Below are 19,109 nucleotides of genomic sequence, written 5' to 3'. Positions count from 1 at the left end.
TTATTTGACAGAAACATTTGTGAAAGAACATAAAACAGTGCTTGATCAGGATTTATTCATCATTTTTCTTAGAAAGGAAGGGATATCTCATTGGGGGATGGAATACTTTTTTAGAGGAAAGTTTGATATGATTGACATGGAAGTTCATATCCCGTGTTTTCGCTAAGACCAATGTTTCTTCAACATATTGACACAGCATTGATGATGATTTGAATTTACCATTCTCTACTAAGCTATATAAGAAGAAATATTATTTATAGTGAAAGGAGCTAGGTTATGGACAAGACTATAATGAAACGAAACAATGTGAAAATTAAAGGTAAAGGTGAAATTCCTATGATTTTTGCACCGGGATTTGGGTGCGATCAAAACGTTTGGAAGTATGTAACAGATTCTTTCCTTGAAGACTATCAAGTCATCTTATTTGATTATGTTGGTTTAGGGGAATCTGATGTAAATGCATATGACGAAGAGAGATATAGCTCCTTGGAAGGCTATGCTCAAGACGTTCTTGACGTATGTGAAGCCTTAGACATTAAAGATGCTGTGTTCGTTGGTCATTCTGTCGGTTGTACAATCGGAATGTTAGCATCTTTAAAAAAACCTGAAACATTTTCAAACCTGATTATGATTGGACCTTCACCTTGTTATTTAAATGTTCCACCGAATTACTTTGGTGGCTTTGAAAAAGAAGAACTTCTAGGTTTAATAGATTTAATGGAGAAAAATTATATTGGCTGGGCGAATGTGTTCGCATCGACAGTAATGGGAAATGCCGAACGCCCTGAGCTTGCTAACGAGTTAGAAGATCGATTCTGTTCAACAGATCCGGTTATTGCTCTTCAATTTGCAAAAACAGCGTTCTTTGCTGACAATCGTGAGGATTTACCGAATGTATCCATCCCATCTCTTATTTTACAATGCTCTGAAGATGTGATCGCTCCAGAAAATGTTGGGAAATACCTTCACCAACATTTACCTCTGAGCACATATAGACAGATGAATGCTACGGGGCATTGTCCGCATATGAGTTTTCCTGAAGAGACCACTGAATTAATTCGTGAGTATTTGCAAGAAAGAATCGATAAGCCTAGACATCTAAAGACTGGTAATGCGACATAATGGATGAGCAATTAGATCATGCACCATGTGGATTTTTGACATTATCAATGCAAGGAAAAATCCTTTCCATGAATCAAACATTATTGAATTTGCTAGGGTATGAAACAAATCAATTAATAGGTGAAAATATTAATCTTATACTCACCGTTCCTGCTCGCATGTTTTATCAGCTTTATTTTGTTCCGTTAATTAAAGCTGAAAGACCAGTTGAAGAAATGTACATCTCTTTAGAAGCGCATAACAGTGAGGAAATACCAGTACTAATTAATGCGGTATATAGATCAAATCATGATTCAATCGATTGCATTATCGTTCCCATTCAAAAAAGAAGCGAATTTGAAAATGAATTATTGATTGCAAAGAAAAGAACAGAGTCAGCATTAGCTGCAAAAAGAAAAGCCAATCAAGACCTTGAAGATACACTCGATGAACTAGAAGTTAAACAAGCAGAATTAATCGATTTAAATGAAGAGAATATGAAGTTTAAAATAGATACTGAAAAAGAATTACGTTTAGCGAGAAACATACAAGAAACTTCGTTAACGGAGCCTATTGTACAAAATGAAATCGTAATAGATGCGTACTACAAGGCATCTAGCGAGTTATCTGGAGATATGTACGGTTTCTATCAAATTAGTCCTGAGAAATACGGCATTATGATATTAGATGTGATGGGTCATGGTATTTCATCAGCTTTAATCACCATGTCATTACAATCTTTGTTTCAACGATTGATTTTAAAGGGGAATAAGCCTGCAGAAATTTTTGAGGAATTAGACCATCATCTACAGGGATTGTTTCAAAGTAATGAGGAAACGTGGCACTACTGCACGGCTATTTATTTGTTTGTCGATACAAATCAACAAACAGTAGAATATATTAACGCAGGACATCCACCAGGTATTTGGCAAGATCACGAAGGTGTTCAATTTGAACTACCATATACAAACCCACCCCTCGGATCATTTTCAGGGCAAACGTATAAGGCTGAAAGGTTTTCTTATAACAAAGGAGGAAGGCTACTCCTATATACAGATGGGGTTATGGACCCTTTTGAATCCCATAAGCTTTCCTCATTATTTAAGAAACATCCGTTTGATGAATTTTCATTATTCAAAGGTAAACTTTTGCAATTAATTAAAGACGAAGAGAACGGCTATCACAAAAATGACGACAAATGCTTTATACTAATTGATCTAATAGGGCGTTTATCTTAAAGCAGATAAACGTCCTTGTTCATTTACTGAAATTTATGGAGGCATCATATATGTTGAAAGACTTTCCAACGATTGAAACTGAACGTTTACTTTTAAGAAAAGTGACAGCAGAGGATGCTCAGGATATGCTGACGTATTTATCTGACCCATTAGTGGTAAAACACATGGGATTAGATCCATTTGAAACGATTAACGATGCGTTAGATGAAATAGAGTGGTATGAATCTATATTTAGAGAGTCTTCAGGCATTAGGTGGGGGATTACCTTAAAAGAGCAAGGTGAAGTGATTGGTTCATGTGGTTTTCTTAATATGACCACCAAGCATAAGCGGTCTGAAGTTGGATTCGAATTGAGTAAACCATATTGGGGGAAGGGGATTGCAAGTGAAGCATTGTCTGCGGTTGTAGAGTATGGCTACAAGCAGCTCCAACTCGAGCGAATCGAGGCTTTAATTGAACCGACGAATATCCCATCTCAAAAGCTTGTAGAGAAGCAAGGGTTTATGAGGGAAGGTTTACTAAGGCATTATGAATACACCTGTGGTAAATTTGATGATTTATACATGTATTCCATCTTAAAACAGGATTTCGACGCACTTAAACACGAACGATAGTAGATTTTTTTGGTTAAATGTTCAGTTTTGGTTGATTATTTTTGTTTGGTTTGCTATATTTGCACAGTGAAGTTCTCAAAAAACATCAATAATACTCGTATATTCTCGGTAATATGGTCTGAGTGTCTCTACCCGGTTCCCATTTGAAAGAACTGGACTACGAGTTGAAGTATGTAAGCTTTCGGCTTTTTTAGTCACTGCTACATTTATGAAGCAACGTTTTTTGTTTTGCTTTATTTTTTATACTTTGGCTCTGTCGGTCTAGAGGGTAGAATGCATTCTACGTTTCTAGACCTTTTTTTATTGTTGAATAATGAGTATAAGGCAACACTACTTACAAAAAGGAGAGAGATCTATGGGAAATCAAAAGTTTACAACAAGGAAATTTTTCGCATTCTTCACTTTACTAGCGTTAATGGTTGTTGCGGGATGTAGTCCGACTCAATCAGGAAACGCTCAAAAGAATGATCAAGAAAAGAAACAACGGCCAATTATTGTTCAAGGTCCAATGCCAATAGAAGCTGAAGAATTTTCAGAGCGGTTAGACGACGTTGAAGAAGAGAAATCAGGGACATTTGTCTTCTATAAAGGTAAATTAGACGGTTATCCAGTGATTGTCACGAAAACAGGTAAAGGTATGGAAAACACAGCAGCAGCAACCGCATTAGCAATTGAAAAGTATGATCCAGTCGCAATCATCAATCAAGGTACGTCTGGTGGGCATGATCCTAACTTAAACGTATTCGATATCGTGATTGGTGAACGAACAGTTAACATCGCTTCATTAAAAACACCAGATAAAAAGGAAGGCGAGGGCATCGCACCGAAAACATGGATACCGATGGACTTGATGGCTTCTGAAGGAAGTGCTGGGGAAGATCCTAATGCTGAGAAAATTCGGTATTACAAGGGCGATCCTGATTTGATCCAAGCCGCAAAAGCTGTGAAAGATCAACACAAAAAAGGTAAAGTGGTAGAAGGTACAATTGGCTCAGGAGATTTTTGGAATAACGAAGTGGACCGTATTCAATGGTTCCATTCTAAGTTTGGAACATCTGTCGAAGAAATGGAAGGTGCTGCTGGCGCGCAAATTGCAAAAGCTTATGACGTACCTTTCCTAGGAATTCGAATCTTGTCCAACAACAAAACAAATGGTGGCAAATACAATCCAGATACAGCCGCCGCTAATCAAGAATATGTATTTGAAGTAGTGAAAGAACATATAACGAACCTTACTAAAACAAAATAGATCTCTAAAACAGCTGACTCTAATCACCTTTGATTGGGTCAGCTTTTGTGTTTAAGAGATAAAGGGTTTGGAATCAACATTGTGGAATTAAATAATTTATAAAGTGATATAGCTGGACATCTGTAGCATATATTAGTGGAGCTGAAATGAATACGAAGAAAAATCTAGGGGTGTATGCATTTATGAAAGTAATCACGTATACGAAATACGGTTCGCCAGATGTGCTTCAGCTAGAAGAGGTTGATCAACCTACGGTAAACGAAAATGAAATTCTCATTAAAGTTTATGCGACAACGGTATCTTCAGGTGACTCGAGAATGAGAAATGGCAACAGAAAGTCACTTCCTCTGTGGCCAATTTCTAAAATCGCAATAGGACTCAGAAAACCTAAGAGAACCACTTTAGGTATGGATTTTGCTGGAGAAATTGAAGCGGTAGGAAGTCATGTGACATTATTTCAAAAAGGTGACCAAGTTTACGGGTCTTACGGAGGTACTTATGCAGAATACATTAGCATGCGTGAGAATGGTCCCGTCGCAATTAAGCCAGACAATATGAGCTTTGAGGAAGCAGCTTCTGTTCCGTTTGGTGCACTTTCTGCACTTGCTTTTCTCAGAAAAGGGAAGATTGAAAGCGGTCAAAACGTATTGATTTACGGAGCATCAGGTAGTTTAGGTACGTATGCGATCCAGCTTGCTAAGTATTTTGGTGCTAACGTAACGGGTGTTTGTAGTACTTCGAATGTAGAGCTGGTGAGATCACTTGGTGCAGATCAAGTCATTGATTATACGCACGAGGATTTCACAGCAAACGAAATGGAGTATGATCTGATTTTTGACACAGTAGGAAAGATTGCGTTTTCCCATTCTAGAAAATCGTTAAAACAAAATGGTATCTTTGTAACAGCAGTCATGAATTACCGAGAAGTTTTTCAAATATTGTGGACTTCAAAAATTGGAAGCAAAAAGATCATAAGCGGCTTATCAGGCAGTAGTACGGAGGATTTAATGTTCCTTAAGGATTTAATAGAAGCTGGTACGGTAAAAACAGTCATTGATCGAAGCTACCCAATGGAACAAATTGCCGAAGCCCATGACTACGTCGACAAAGGGCATAAAAAAGGGAATGTCGTCATCACATATTGAGAAAAACAACGGTAAAAGGCCTTAGCCCCTATCTTTAGGACTAAGACCTTTTTGTGTTGTCGTAAAAAATACCGTGCCGCTCACCCTGAAAAAAGAGCACTTCCGATTTGAGGGACAGCAAGATCCCCCCGTGTAACCTGCATATGAGGTACCTTTCACCCTATTTTAATCAAGCACTTTAAAATCATCAATATTAATTCTTTCGCCACTCGTTCCTGATACCATAATCCTGAATCTTACTGTTGAGCTTACATTCACTGGAATGGTTTCCTCAGTGAGCGTACTTCCGCTTGTGGTGTATGAAGTGACGTCTATCCATGTGGCACCTTGGTTAGTGGATTTCTGTAACTTCCACGTTGCGCCTGAATCGTTGTTAAAGTTTGCGTGAGAGAACACCACTTCTTTTGCTGATGACACATCAAATTCCATTGAGATGGATCCAGCTGATTTTATTCTTGCAGATTGAGTTCCGTACTTCTTATCACTCGATAAATTTCCTAGTAACGCATTTGTGAATGTCCAAGTTCCGCTGGATGTTGCTACGGTTCCGGTTGTATAACTTCCTTTTGAGCCTGATTCAAAATCCTCGCTAATAACGGGTGTTGATGAGACAGCTCCATTATGACTACCTAGGTAAGTGAAGGTGTCAGTAGAGTAGCTAGACCACTGGCTTGAAGCGTATGTGGAGGATCCAGTAGTTACAGCTGAATCTCGAACTAACGTTACATCTTGACCATACGTCACGCCTGCCGTACCCACTTGATCAATCAGTACGCCATTATGCTTTAAGGAGACCGCATCATCGCCATTAAAGGATACAGAAGAGTTTTGAGCATCTGCAACCGCTAAAATAGATGGACTTGCATTCGGATTCGCAATCACATATACATCTCCACTCGCTAGGGTTCCTGAAAGCGGAATCGATCCAGTGATATTAGAAAGTTCAATAGAATAAGAGGATAAATCAATGGATGTTGTAGATCCATTAAAGATTTCAAGAGCTTTATTGTAACCCGAGCCCTCTACATATTCAGAAACGTACACTTCTTCTTCGGTTGTTCCGCCACCACCTGGTGAACTCGCATACCCATACGAACCAGCCTTAAATGTTGTTGAATCATACCATTTGTAACCAGGGTCAGGACTTGCCCAAGGCTCAGCTTCTGGTTCAGTAGAAGACTGTGGATCTTCCATTGCTAATAGCGTAGTTGGTTGATCCAATTGAAGACCGCTGACTTGTGTGAGGTTTGTATAGTTTTCTTGGACGGAAAGCCAATCAATCAAGTTGGTTAAAAGTGTTGCGTCGTCCTGTTCTGTAAAACCATCGTAAGTTGTTTTGGATGATCCTGTTTCTTCCCTTTGATATTTTGGAGTGGCATCCTCAACAGGAGATGAGTCCCCAATAAATGCAGCCTTACCTTGTCCGACTTTGGAAACCGCAACGTAAGGGCCTTCTTCTCTACCTCCACCGTTGTAAACCCCTTGGTCTACTGCATGGGTCCATTTAGCAGATGTTTGAGGTAGATACACGATTCCTTTTGCTTTGTTTGGATCTGTAACCGCAAGGGTTGAACCAGCATGCATCGCTACTGTTGAAACGCCGGTTGTGATTCCGAAAGCTTGATCAGGCGCAACAATATCATTTGCCGTAACATTCCCAAGTGCATTGTAACGAAATCTAACGCCAAAATTATCGGATAACCAATCTGAGCCTGTTACGTCCTGCATTTGTGATGAAGAAGCTTCTTCAGAACTCATTCCTTTAGTAGGATTAGACCATGCACCTCTTCGATAGCCGTTAAATATTTCCGAAGAATCAAATCGATTTTTATTTCGGTCTGCATTGTAGTGGTCTGCGATAAAGAAGATACTGCCACCATTTTGAACGTATTGTAGCATCGCAGCTTGTTCAGAGGTTTTATAAGGGATATTTGCTTCACCTACAACGAACACATCATATGTACTTAAATCATCTAGTGTTATAGGTGTACTCTTTCTTAATTCTTTTACATAATGACCTTCATTTGCAATTGCGTTTGCAAAATCAGAGAAAGCTCCATCGATTACCCAATCAGCAGCACCAGCGGTTTGTCCATGCGTGTTATCAAAAAGAATTTTCTTCCCGCTATCCGTTCCAACAGGAGAGATGAATGGAGCGGGATCGGATGGACCTTCTGCATCCACCATACTGATTGGAGAGAAAATGGATGCCATACTGAGTATGAACACACTAAGTAAAGAAAACATATTCCACTTCTTTTGGTACATAACTTACAACAGCTCCTTTAATTTCGATTTCTTCTAAACCTTACCAAGGATTTGTTAAAGAAGTATGAAGTCCCATTTTGTCAATTTGAATTTTATGGAATTCGATAGTTCAAATGGATGATATAAGTGGATTTTCATGAGTAGAGATATTTATTTTAGGGGATGAGTACTTATCGCCAACCGGGGCAATTTGTTAATTGAGGACGACTTGGACCTTTCATCTATCAATCTTTTTAAAAGTGACGAATATTCATGGTAAGAACTTCCTCATTACTATTTAGTCCATAGGAATTGTTTTTCCTGTTTTACGAAATTTTTACATAATCTAAGATTTTCAAACAAGTTTTACCGTTACAATAGAGTCGTATATTGTAAAACTTTCGAAGATTACATAGGAGGAATTGTTATGTTCAAAGGTAGTAAAAAGGTGTTTGCTGCTGCAACGCTCAGCCTCGGACTATTGGCTTTCCCATTCAGCAGTCTTTCCGGACAAGCGGATGCAGCGAATTCTGAGGTTAAGCTTCGGATTATGGAAACGACGGACATTCATGCAAACGTCGTCAACTATGATTATTATAAAGATCAAGAAACAGATGCTTTTGGTCTAGCGAAAACAGCGACCCTCATCCATCAAGCACGGGATGAAGTAAAGAACAGCATGTTGTTTGATAACGGCGACTTAATTCAAGGTAATCCTCTTGGAGACTATGTAGCGAAAATTGATCCTCTCCAGTCAGGGGAGATTCACCCTGTTTATGAAGCAATGAATCAATTAGGTTATGACGCTGGGAATATAGGAAATCACGAATTCAATTTTGGTCTAGACTTTCTCGACACAAGCCTGAGCGGAGCGAATTTCCCGTATGTAAATGCAAATGTGTATATAGATGACCAGGATAACGATCCAACGAATGATGAAAATTATTTCACGCCGTATTTAATGTTGGACAAGACAGTTATGGATGAAAGTGGTCAAGAACACGACTTAAAAGTAGGGGTGATCGGTTTCGTCCCACCACAAATCATGCAATGGGATAAAGCGAACCTTGAAGGTAAAGTCATTGCTAAGGATATTGTGAAAACGGCTGAAAAGTTCATTCCTGAAATGAAGGCAAAAGGTGCGGATGTTATCGTTGCGATCCCTCACTCTGGATTTGAAAAAGCAGCATCACAAGGCAATGATGAAAATGCGGTCTACTATTTAAGTGAAGTAGAAGGAATCGATGCCATTTTGTTCGGGCATGCGCATAAAATTTTCCCAGGGGATAGTAGCTTTGAGGGCGTTCAAGGCGTGGATACTACAAAAGGGACGATCAACGGAGTGGCTTCTGTCATGCCTGGCTATTGGGGTGACCACCTCGGCGTTATCGACCTTACATTGACTGAAGAAAATGGTACATGGACGGTGAAAGACTCTCAATCAGACGCAAGACCGATCTACGACAAGTCGACAGGTACTTCCCTTGTAGAAACCGACATGAGTATCGTGAATGCGGTTAAAGATGATCATGAGGCAACGATAGACTACGTACGAACGGCAGTTGGTACAACGACAGCACCGATCAACAGCTATTTTGCGCTTGTGAATGATGATCCTTCCATTCAAATCGTTACAAACGCACAAAAATGGTATGTGGAAAAACATTTACAAGGTACGGAATATGAGGGAATTCCAGTTCTCTCAGCTGGCGCACCATTTAAAGCAGGTGGACGAGGTGGCGCAAGTTATTATACCGACATTCCAGCTGGAGACATCGCAATTAAGAATGTTGCGGACCTATACGTCTATCCGAATACGTTAAAAGCAGTAAAGATGAACGGTGAAGAATTGAAAGATTGGCTCGAAATGTCCGCTGGTCAATTCAATCAAATCGATAAGAAAGACCGAGCAGAGCAGACCTTAATTAATAATGAATTTCCTTCTTACAACTTTGATGTCATTGATGGTGTTACGTATAAAATAGATGTAACAAAGCCAGCAAAATATGATACGAAAGGGAATTTAATCAACCCGGATTCTAGTCGAATCGAACGGTTGAAATATAACGGGGAAGAAGTAACGAAAGACATGACGTTTGTGATTGCGACGAACAATTACCGTGCGACAGGAGGAGGAAACTTCCCTCATCTAGACGGCTCAAATATTGTCATAGATTCACCAGATGAAAACCGTCAGATTTTGATTGATTATATTTTAGAAAAACAAACGATCAATCCAACTGCAGACCAAAATTGGTCTTTTGATGACATTAAGAAAAAGCACTTGAATGTCACATTCCAGACTTCGCTGCAAGCAAAAACGTATGCTGAGGATATGGAAAAGGTCGACTTCGTACGTGAGGAAGACAGTGGATTTGCAACGTATCAACTCGACTTTTCAAAACAAAAAAAGCAACACAAAGGACATAAGAAGCATAAACATCAACACGGAAAAGGTCATCAGCATCACAATCATTAAACGGTAGTATGAAGAAGGTTGACTCCGAGTGAGTCAACCTTTTATTTTATTAACACAATCTAATGGGTCAAAAAAGATAGGTTCCCAAGAGCCATTTTCATTTATTCGGTATTGAGCGATTTCTATGTCATACCCATTCGTTATTTCAATAAAAACAATCAAATATCTATAACCGTCTGTTCCATCAAAACAGACTTGTTTTAGATATCCTTGTTGATGCATCGGGTATCGTTTGCTCACGAGTTTGCACCAATTTCCGTATTTCACTCCGACAATTGCTTCAGCATCGTGATTCCATCCATGATAGGGAGCGCATAAGAAGTCTTCTCCTTCTAACGTAAAGTCAAAAATCATGAAACGATCATTTTCTTTTTTTAGTAGAATGAACCCATAGTAATAACCAAAGTACGTAATGCCTTTATCTGATCCTTCAATTGTTTCTAACTCAACAAAATAACGTATTTGATCTGTATTTTCAGGGGGACTTGGCGTTTGCCTTACTTTGATCAAATTGATGTGACCTATGTTTTGAAAAGAATCATAATATGTCTTAAAATCGATTCTCTTCTTGTAATTTTTAGTGTGAAAGTTGTACGCGATGGGGTAGGGGACAGTAGCTTCACCAATCGTACCACATCCGCCTGACTTCTCACCTGAAAATTGAGCAGCCTCTCTTAACACACTGAAATAATTGATAATCGCATCATCTGGAGTCGCCATCAAATATTGGGGTAATACAATTTCTGTTGGTTCTTTTTTATAATAGGGATCGAAGAAGGAATAATTAAATCGGACATTTAACGCTTGGTTGCAGGATGGGCGGAAGAACTTTTGGTTGACGTAGGCTTGTTTTGTACTAGATACGATACGACATCCATGGTTCTGTTTTTTGTGCAATAAGATGCGCCCATGATCAATAACTCCATCTTTATCCCTCCCAACACCATATTATTGATATGGGACGCGGGGAGTGATTGGAATTCAGAAATGAGAGTGACGTAAAAGAGGTTAGTCCAACCTTTTCAGGCAACAATCTGCTCATTTCGGTGATTAATCCGCTCATTTCGGTGATTAATCTGCTCATTTCGGTGATTAATCTGCTCATTTCATCAATTAATTCGCTCATTTTAGTAATATAGTCCTGAACATGTAAGATCAATCTCACATAAATTAAGCTGACTCAAGGACATCTAGCCGTCCTTGAGTCAGCACTCTAATTAACTTACGTTAGCTTTTCTAAGACTGTGTCGATTTTAGCGTGGTCCTCAGGGGACGAATCGGTATGCTGCCAAAACAAATCCCCATTTTCTGAATAGAGGTAGGTCCCTCCTTGAATGTATACATCCGCTGTTTTCATTGATTTTAAAACAACCTCTTTTTGATGTTCATCCTTCGGTATGAAATTCTTCAGTTTACCAAATATCAAACCAAGTGCTGCTTTAGATAACAATTTCCACTTAGGGGATGTATGGTGGCCCATCTCGTAATATGCTGCTCGTTCTGGATCCCCAACGATAGGGAATGGAAATGGACCGAATGCATCAAGAAACTGACTAATAAATTGAGCATTTGAAGGTGCAATCACATAAATCTTAACGTTTTGTTCATTAAATTCTTCTATGCGCTCACGCAACTGCGTAAGGTATTCACGACAAATCGGTCAGCCGAGGTGACGAACAAACACCACCATCGTTTTCGACTGTCCATCTATCATTTCATCCAACGTAATCGACTTCATTTCTTTTGTTTCAAATTGAACATTCATTAAAATCCCTCCTCAGTAAACAATAGCCTGCATCCGTATAACTGTCTATTATAAGGAATCGTTTCAGTTGTGGTTTACTTATCACTAATGAACGACGAAGAAATAAGTGAATTATGTGCTTTAATTTGTTTTAGTACAGCTTCCCAGTATTTTGGTACCATGTTAAAGCTTAAACCTAGCTAGGCTAATTTTAAACACATATCACGCACTTCATATATAATAGTGTTATAAAACCATTTCACAATAAGGAGTGACGGGCATTGTCGATTACTTATGAAATTGTGAAGGATGAAGATATTGAATGCTGCAGGGAATTATGTAACAACCTGATGAAATTCCAACAGTCTAAAGCTCATTATCGGCCTGAACTTTTTGACACTATGAATTTTGATACGCGTATGGTTCCTTCGGTTAAGAACGCAAAACACAATTATACGGTAGTAGCAAAAGATGGTGATCAACCAGTCGCATATGTTTATTCGAATGTATCTGCTAAAGAAAACTATGACAATGATTTTGCCACGTTTTTCGATGTATCCTCTGTGAAAAATGAGTACGTAGGTTGTTTAAGTAATTTTTACATAGAAGAGGGTTATCGAGACAGAGGTATTGGAACAGTTTTGTTTAATAAGTCATTAAATTGGTTGAAGGATTTTCCTGAAGTTGAGGATTACTTCGTCTTCGTCTCCAATGGTAATGCTCAAGCGCTCGAGTTTTATAAAAGAAAAGGCTTTGCATACAGTAATGAAGTGTTAGATGGATTCATAACAACTTTACGATCGTCTAAACAAGTTTTGAATCGTAGTGTATCTATTAGCAAATAGTTGAAAAATGAAACAGCATTTAATAAAACTCCTTACTTCTTAGGGAGTTTTTGTTTTGGAAACAGATCGTGGGGGGTGCATAAACTGATTTATGAGTGCGTTAATTCAAGCTTTTGTATTCATAAACAAAGCGAACAGAAGGGAAGTAGTTATGGATTATATTAAATACTTAAGAAATATGGTTGGCACAAGTAAAGTAATCTTAGTCTCTGCTGGCGTCTTTGTTTTTGATCAATATGACAGGGTATTACTTCATCAACGATCTGATAACGGATACTGGGGGATTCCTGGTGGTTTTATGGAATTAGGAGAATCGATTGAGGATACCGCAAGACGAGAGGTTTTTGAGGAAACTGGAATCACTTTACGTCATCTAAGGTTATTTAAAATATATTCTGGTCCCCATTGGGATCAAGTGTTAGATAATGGAGATGAGCTGTCTGGTGTAATTGCCATATTTACTTGTGGAGACTTTTCAGGTGTGCTCAAGTTAAATGAAGAATCTCTAAATGCATGCTTTTTTCCTTTAGCTGCATTACCTCAAAATCTTTTCCCTATCCAAAGGCAGATGTTTCAAGACTTGTTATTATACAAGCATATTTTATAAGGTGAAACTCATCTTATGATAAGAAATGGAGTAAAAAATTGAGTAAATATACTTTAGTGTTATTCGATTTGGATGAAACGCTTCTATGTTCGGATTGGTACCAAGAAGGATTGATTAAAACGCTTGGCATGCATTCGGTAACGAAAGCAATTGATCCAGTAGCCTTTACAAACATAAAGTTGAATGTTCCTAAACCGATCATCGAGCAATTTAAAAAGAGGGAAGTAACGCCGATTGAATTTAAACGGAACCGCTGGCGACATGACGTAGTGGTTTCCTGTGGATTTTACATCTTTTTTACCTAAGCTTACTGCAAATGCACACTGCCCATTAAATGCTACATTGTTTTGAGTTTTCATAAGTGCCTCCTATTTTGAAAATTTTCTTATTTATCTTGGTACCATGCGCCAGGGTTTTTCCCCTCGACATATTGTTTCAATAGATACATGAGCGTACCCCAAGTCGTATTAATCATTGCATATGGACCTTCCATTGAGTCCCAACCAGAATGATTGAAGTTGACAACTGTCGCTCCGTTTTCATTGACACTTAAGTCAAAACGGATTTTCGTACCTTTCCAACCTGGCATTTCATGAAGTGCTGTCCATTCTACAGATTTGTTGGATTCGAGCTCATCAATTCTCATTTGGAATACCGCTTGACGATTGTAAAAACCGAATTCTGCAATACTACCTACTTGAGCTTCCGCTTTCGCATCTGTTGTCCACCAACCTTGAAACCCTTCTGTTGTCGTGATTGCTTCGTATACTTTCTCTGGAGATGCATTGATCATAATTTGATGTGGCATGTTATACATCATTTATCCCTCTTTCCTTTATTTTTATATGTTACTTATTGGTCACATTTATAACTTAACACCATACATCAACCTCGTCAACAGTTATGTTACTTTTATGTCACATTAATAACCTGGAATGTTCTGGTATTTATGCGGCCATACTTGATAGGAAGAGGGAGCCAATCGCTTAGTGGTTGTTATTTCAATCTATAGTGGACCTCGTATGCTGCACGAATTCCTGATTCAATCGCACCTTCAACCCAGCCGTGAAAGCGAGAGGTGTGTTCACCAGCAAAGTGAACTCTTCCTTCAGGTACGTAAACTGCATCTGATAGATCTTGTTCTTGATAAGGAGCAAACAAGGTGAATCCACCCGCCGAGAAACGATTTTGGCTCCAGCTATAGGAGGATCCGTGCAAATATTCTTCATACACGACGTTGCCATAAATCCTAGCTAGCCCACGGAGTGCCTCTAAAATTCTTTCTTGTTCAGGCTGGCTGCTCCAGAGGCTGGCATTTTGCCCCCAGCTGTAACTACCTAGCATGACACCAGATTTTCCTTGTTCGACTTTATGACTTGGGATATAGCTAAATCGAGTCGGAAAGTCCGTAATGATGTTCCCGATACCGGATTGTTCCCAGAATGGTCGCCTGAATTCCAAACCAATCTTTACAGCATCTACATAGTTCAGCTCACGGATCGCCTTCCATTTTTGAAATGAAAAAGAATCGTATGGGAAAATATCGATTAATTGAAACACCGAATAGGGTACAGTGGATATGAGATAATCTCCATTAAAAGAATGGTATTGGTTCGTTGATAAATCCCTAGAAGTTACAACTACGCCTCGGTGATTTTGTTCTATCCTTTCCACTTTTTGACTCAATAGCATGTTCTCATAAAGCATTGGAATGAAAGAGTAAGGCAATTGGTCGTTACCACCAGTAATTTCATAGAATTTCAAGTCCTCATTAAATACCGTACTCACAATATCCAATATGATATCAACAAACGAAAATTCAGGGAATCCTTCAATGCCTAAGATGACTTTGATCATTCGAATTGCATTTGGTGAAATTTTGTCTCCGATTAGATTTTCTCTAAGAAATTCCTCGAACGAATAACTGTCAAAATTCTTTCTTAACAGCTTTTGCTTTTCTGGAGATTGCGTATTATATAGGGATAAGAAAGGTTCGACAGCGGATAATAGCAACTCGCTAGCAGTCTTGCCCTGTTCACTAGGTGGCAGTGGATACTTTAAGACTTGAGGGTTTTCCTTATATAGCGATTGTGTAGTGAGGACGCCATTAACGTAAAGTACATCTTGATCTGTCACATTCAAAAATTTATTTGTTGGTAACTTGAATTTACGTACATACTCAAATACTAGCTCGTGTGTACTCGGAAACCTCATTGCACCCATATCTATGTAATTCCCTTTAGAGAATGGCTCTCTAACGGTGTAAACTCGTCCTCCAATCCGGTTATTCCCTTCTAAAAGAGTCACTTGATGGCCTGCTTCCTTCAAGAGTGATGCCGAAACTAAACCCGACATCCCTGCTCCAATGATGATTACTTCCTTTGGGTCGGTCGTTTTTGGAAACCCATTTTTAATAATCGATAACATGTCATTTGGATAAGTAAGTGTGCCATATTCATGAACCTCAGGCTTCATTTTCAAAACGATCCTCCCCCTTTCCATATAATGTATGACTGGTGAGGGGAAGTATGCTGGCTTACGATGCGGCCTAAGTGATCTACTTTGCGTACAATTCCTAGCGGTCCCCCATAATGATTCCTCACGGTGTTTTCTAGTTCATTAGTCCTTAGAAAAAATGATTTTACGTATCATGGTTTATCTTTATTCGCACATAAATATTGAATGATCGGGATGGATTGAAGAGGAATGAGACTCTTTTGACAAGAAAATACACCTAGGTGAAAATTTCCAGTGGAAACCGAACGTATATTCGCTTACAATAAGACATAAGATATAGAACAAACGTTCTTATTGGGAGTGACAGAGTGATGGAGATTGATTATTCAGCCTTTGAAAAACGAACCATTCTATGTATTGATATGAAAAGTTTCTTTGCAAGCTGTAGTGCAGTGGAGCTAGGACTAGACCCGTTAACATGCTATCTGGTGGTCGTTGGGGATAGCGAACGGCAAGGGAGTGTTGTGCTTGCCGCCTCTCCGATGATGAAAAAGGAGTTTGGCATCCGAACTGGTAGCCGGCTGTTCGAAGTGCCTGACGACCCGCGTATCCATGTGGTCAATGCTCAGATGCGGCTGTATTTGCGGCGTTCGACGGATTTGACCCGTCTTTTTAACCGGTATGTACCAAAGGATTCGATTCACACGTATAGCGTGGATGAAAGCTTTCTTCAAGTGGATGGGACTGAACGACTTTGGGGTGATCGTTGGGAAATCGCGCGCCGGATTAAAGAAGAAATATGGGGAAAGTATGGCCTGCCAAGCGCAATTGGAATCGGTCCGAACATGTTGCTTTCGAAAATTTGTCTCGACCTTGAAGCGAAGAAGAAAGGGATTGCTGAATGGACGTATGAAGATGTGCAGCGGAAGTTGTGGAAGGTTTCACCACTTAGTAATATGTGGGGAATCGGTCCGAGACTTGAAAAGACATTGAATCGTATGGGCATCATGTCTGTCGGTCAACTAGCTAATTATCCATTGAAGCTGATTGAGAAGAAGTTCGGTGTGATGGGCAATCAACTGTACTACCACGCTTGGGGTGTGGACCTCTCAGAAATCGGTGCGCCGATTATGCAAGGACAAATCAGCTACGGGAAGGGCCAAATTTTACTCCGAGATTATAAAGACCGCAAAGAAGTCCAGCACGTCATTTTGGAAATGTGTGAGGAGGTGGGGCGTCGTGCGCGAACGGCTCAGAAAGCGGGGCGTACGATTAGCCTAGGTGTCGGATATAGTAAGGATGAAGGAGGCGGTGGATTCCATCGGTCCCGAACGATTGCAGATCCGACGAACATTACGATGGACTTATACCGAGTTTGTCTCGAACTGTTTGATGAATTTTACGGTGGCCAAACGGTTCGAAAGCTTTCAATCACTTTATCGAATGTTTGTTCAGACGATGAAATGCAGCTATCTCTGTTTGAACTCGATCGTCCGAAAAAGCGGGTGCTCGGCTATACAATGGACCAAATTCGAGAAAAATACGGGGGAGACGCCCTCCTGCGCGCCGTATCCTATACACCTGCTGGAACCGCAAGACATCGCAGTCGTCTTGTCGGTGGACATAAAGCGTAGAAAGGAGCGTGGAACCATTGAGTATTCGTGATCGTGGAAATATTAAATGGACGTCGATGATGCTCCCTGAACACGTGAAGCTACTTAGGGACTGGAAGGAAGAAGAACGAATCTGGAACAGACCCGAACTTGACGAACAGAAGCTTGAGGAAATGAATGAAATCATTAATGAGGCAATGGCTCACAACCAAACGCTTTCCTTCGTCTATTTTGAGGATTATGACTACAAAATTTTAATCGGGAATATTCACTATGCCGATTCCTTTCGCAAGGAACTACGCATCGTTGATGAGTTCGGTGACCGTCTTGATTTGAAGCTTCAAAACATTCTCGATATCCGTTATTTATAAAAGGAAATCAATTTAATGGTTACATCAAAGGTATTTCTCTCGCTCATACTATTGAAGGAGGTGATACCTTTGTTATTACATATGTGGATGGCTGGGGTGTTGTTGGTGGCTCAAGTCGCGGATCATTCAGACAGCTTGACCATCAAGCAGCAAGATGAAACGATCACTGTAGTTGATCGGGAAGATTTTTCATTAGAAATCCCTAGTACAAGATTACTTGAAGAGGCCAAATTTAATCAGTTCATCGAGAAAATGGATCAAAAGGTTTATCGTCGCCCAATAAATGCAAGAATTGATGATCAAGGAAACATTGTCCCGGGTAAGGTAGGGAGTCGACTCAATCGACAGATGTTTCGAAGGCAGTTTTACACCTATTTCTTTGGTGAAGGATCCTTAGAAATCAAAGTGCCTGAGATGGATCTCTATCCGAAAGTGGATAGTGAACTAATCGCCAATATACGCATACAGCAAATTGGGCAGTATGTGACGTATTTTAATTCCAAAAACGAAAGTCGCTCTAATAATATATCACTCGCTGCAGAGGCAATTGATAATTACGTCATTTTCCCGGGTGAGACATTCTCATTTAATAAAGTTGTAGGAAAGAGAACAGAAAAAGATGGTTATATGCGCGCTCCTATTATCGTTAAGGGTGAATTGAGCGAAGGAATTGGAGGGGGAATTTGTCAGGTATCATCGACATTGTTTAATGCGGTGGACAAGGCAGGACTCAAAATTGTTGAGCGGTATTCCCATAGTAAGCATGTACCCTATGTACCACCTGGTCGTGATGCAACAGTTAGTTGGTATGGACCAGATTTGCGTTTTCAAAATCGATATAACCAACCCATCTTGATTCGAGCTAAACGTTATGGGGGCAGTATGGTCGTCAAACTGTACTCTTCTGATGTCATCAATTACGAACCAAGAAAAGTTCCTAAAGCATCAACGAACCTGCCAGAAGAAATCAAATTAGATCAAGAAATAAACAACCCAAGACAAGGAGAGTGAGATAGTGTTATGCCGCTTCAATACAAAAGGAAGCGGCATTTTTTATAGTTTTCAAGGAGAGAGGATAAGGATTTAATAGAAGTAAAACGAATAAATCATTTACTATTTATGGTATTGTTTGTTTGAGTGGTTATTTAGAAATGAACCTATAACATCATCAAAAATGGGGGAGGGTTGATTTGTTTATATATTTACTACCGATCATCCTTGTGACTCTCACTTTCGGTTAGGATAATGAATATTATCTTTTCAGTGATTGCCTTTTCACTTATTATCTTTGCAGTATTTGTTTTTATAACTGCTGTAAATGCTGGAGTGTAGTGTGAATTTTATGCAAAGAGGAGGGCAGACGAATATAAACCCCCTCCACATATTGAAATTAAAGATT

General features: G+C 39.4%; 17 protein-coding genes and 1 riboswitch. Of the genes, 12 read left to right on the top strand and 5 right to left on the bottom strand.

Going from position 1 to position 19,109, the window contains the following annotated elements; all coding sequences use genetic code 11:
- Nucleotides 1-276: 276 nt before the first annotated feature.
- From L2716_RS08180 to L2716_RS08160, 5 genes are all read left to right on the top strand, one after another.
- Nucleotides 277-1,122 carry an alpha/beta fold hydrolase gene (locus tag L2716_RS08180; RefSeq protein ID WP_236333510.1) on the top strand — a complete coding sequence of 282 codons (846 nt, stop codon included), beginning with the start codon at nt 277-279 and terminating at the stop codon, nt 1,120-1,122.
- On the top strand, nt 1,122-2,339 hold the full coding sequence (locus L2716_RS08175) for a SpoIIE family protein phosphatase (protein WP_236333508.1): 1,218 nt from the start codon (nt 1,122-1,124) through the stop codon (nt 2,337-2,339). Before L2716_RS08180 ends, L2716_RS08175 begins: the two co-directional genes overlap by 1 nt.
- 53 nt (nt 2,340-2,392) lie before the next feature.
- Nucleotides 2,393-2,953, top strand: coding sequence for a GNAT family N-acetyltransferase (locus L2716_RS08170; protein WP_236337834.1), 561 nt, complete (start codon nt 2,393-2,395; stop codon nt 2,951-2,953).
- A 75-nt stretch (nt 2,954-3,028) separates the two neighbouring features.
- Nucleotides 3,029-3,133: riboswitch (purine riboswitch) on the top strand.
- 175 nt (nt 3,134-3,308) lie between these two features.
- Entirely contained in the window at nt 3,309-4,202 is an 894-nt protein-coding gene (locus tag L2716_RS08165; protein WP_236333506.1) for a 5'-methylthioadenosine/S-adenosylhomocysteine nucleosidase, read from the top strand.
- Between the two features lie 182 nt (nt 4,203-4,384).
- Nucleotides 4,385-5,347: an NAD(P)-dependent alcohol dehydrogenase gene (locus L2716_RS08160; protein WP_236333504.1), complete on the top strand. Its 963-nt coding sequence runs from the start codon at nt 4,385-4,387 to the stop codon at nt 5,345-5,347.
- A gap of 165 nt (nt 5,348-5,512) precedes the next feature.
- Here the strand turns inward: L2716_RS08160 and L2716_RS08155 are convergent, their stop codons facing one another.
- Nucleotides 5,513-7,615: a lamin tail domain-containing protein gene (locus L2716_RS08155; protein ID WP_236333502.1), complete on the bottom strand. Its 2,103-nt coding sequence runs from the start codon at nt 7,613-7,615 to the stop codon at nt 5,513-5,515.
- A 406-nt stretch (nt 7,616-8,021) separates the two neighbouring features.
- Here L2716_RS08155 and L2716_RS08150 point away from each other — a divergent pair, with 406 nt between their 5' ends.
- Nucleotides 8,022-10,073 carry a bifunctional 2',3'-cyclic-nucleotide 2'-phosphodiesterase/3'-nucleotidase gene (locus tag L2716_RS08150; RefSeq protein WP_236333500.1) on the top strand — a complete coding sequence of 684 codons (2,052 nt, stop codon included), beginning with the start codon at nt 8,022-8,024 and terminating at the stop codon, nt 10,071-10,073.
- Nucleotides 10,074-10,106: 33 nt separating this feature from the next.
- Here L2716_RS08150 and L2716_RS08145 read toward each other — a convergent pair whose 3' ends face one another.
- Nucleotides 10,107-10,970: a hypothetical protein gene (locus L2716_RS08145; RefSeq protein ID WP_236333498.1), complete on the bottom strand. Its 864-nt coding sequence runs from the start codon at nt 10,968-10,970 to the stop codon at nt 10,107-10,109.
- Between the two features lie 325 nt (nt 10,971-11,295).
- A complete protein-coding gene (locus tag L2716_RS08140; protein WP_329610130.1) occupies nt 11,296-11,730 on the bottom strand; it encodes a peroxiredoxin-like family protein in 435 nt (144 codons plus the stop codon).
- A 368-nt stretch (nt 11,731-12,098) separates the two neighbouring features.
- Between L2716_RS08140 and L2716_RS08130 the strand changes: the two genes are divergently transcribed.
- From L2716_RS08130 to L2716_RS08120, 3 genes are all read left to right on the top strand, one after another.
- Nucleotides 12,099-12,662 carry a GNAT family N-acetyltransferase gene (locus L2716_RS08130; protein WP_236333494.1) on the top strand — a complete coding sequence of 188 codons (564 nt, stop codon included), beginning with the start codon at nt 12,099-12,101 and terminating at the stop codon, nt 12,660-12,662.
- Nucleotides 12,663-12,753: 91 nt separating this feature from the next.
- Nucleotides 12,754-13,269: an NUDIX hydrolase gene (locus L2716_RS08125; protein WP_329610108.1), complete on the top strand. Its 516-nt coding sequence runs from the start codon at nt 12,754-12,756 to the stop codon at nt 13,267-13,269.
- Between the two features lie 38 nt (nt 13,270-13,307).
- Nucleotides 13,308-13,574, top strand: coding sequence for a hypothetical protein (locus L2716_RS08120; protein ID WP_236333492.1), 267 nt, complete (start codon nt 13,308-13,310; stop codon nt 13,572-13,574).
- Between the two features lie 80 nt (nt 13,575-13,654).
- Here L2716_RS08120 and L2716_RS08115 read toward each other — a convergent pair whose 3' ends face one another.
- A complete protein-coding gene (locus tag L2716_RS08115) occupies nt 13,655-14,089 on the bottom strand; it encodes an SRPBCC family protein (RefSeq protein ID WP_236333490.1) in 435 nt (144 codons plus the stop codon).
- A 176-nt stretch (nt 14,090-14,265) separates the two neighbouring features.
- Nucleotides 14,266-15,744 carry a flavin monoamine oxidase family protein gene (locus tag L2716_RS08110; RefSeq protein ID WP_236337832.1) on the bottom strand — a complete coding sequence of 493 codons (1,479 nt, stop codon included), beginning with the start codon at nt 15,742-15,744 and terminating at the stop codon, nt 14,266-14,268.
- 353 nt (nt 15,745-16,097) lie between these two features.
- On the opposite strand from L2716_RS08110, the gene L2716_RS08105 reads away from it, so the two are divergent.
- The 3 genes from L2716_RS08105 to L2716_RS08095 all read left to right on the top strand — a co-directional run bounded on the left by L2716_RS08105 (nt 16,098) and on the right by L2716_RS08095 (nt 18,721).
- Nucleotides 16,098-17,360, top strand: a complete 1,263-nt coding sequence (locus L2716_RS08105; RefSeq protein ID WP_236333488.1) for a Y-family DNA polymerase — start codon at nt 16,098-16,100, stop codon at nt 17,358-17,360.
- Nucleotides 17,361-17,377: 17 nt separating this feature from the next.
- Nucleotides 17,378-17,710, top strand: coding sequence for a YolD-like family protein (locus L2716_RS08100; RefSeq protein ID WP_236333486.1), 333 nt, complete (start codon nt 17,378-17,380; stop codon nt 17,708-17,710).
- Between the two features lie 81 nt (nt 17,711-17,791).
- Nucleotides 17,792-18,721 (top strand): VanW family protein, encoded by a 930-nt coding sequence (locus L2716_RS08095; protein WP_236337831.1) that lies wholly within the window; start codon nt 17,792-17,794, stop codon nt 18,719-18,721.
- Nucleotides 18,722-19,109: the final 388 nt, after the last annotated feature.

Origin of the sequence: Pseudalkalibacillus berkeleyi (genome assembly GCF_021608225.1) — a bacterium.
Taxonomy (GTDB): Bacteria; Bacillota; Bacilli; order Bacillales; family Fictibacillaceae; genus Pseudalkalibacillus; species Pseudalkalibacillus berkeleyi.
The sequence above is the reverse complement of the archived record's forward strand: the minus strand, read 5'-3'. Positions and strand labels throughout refer to the sequence as shown.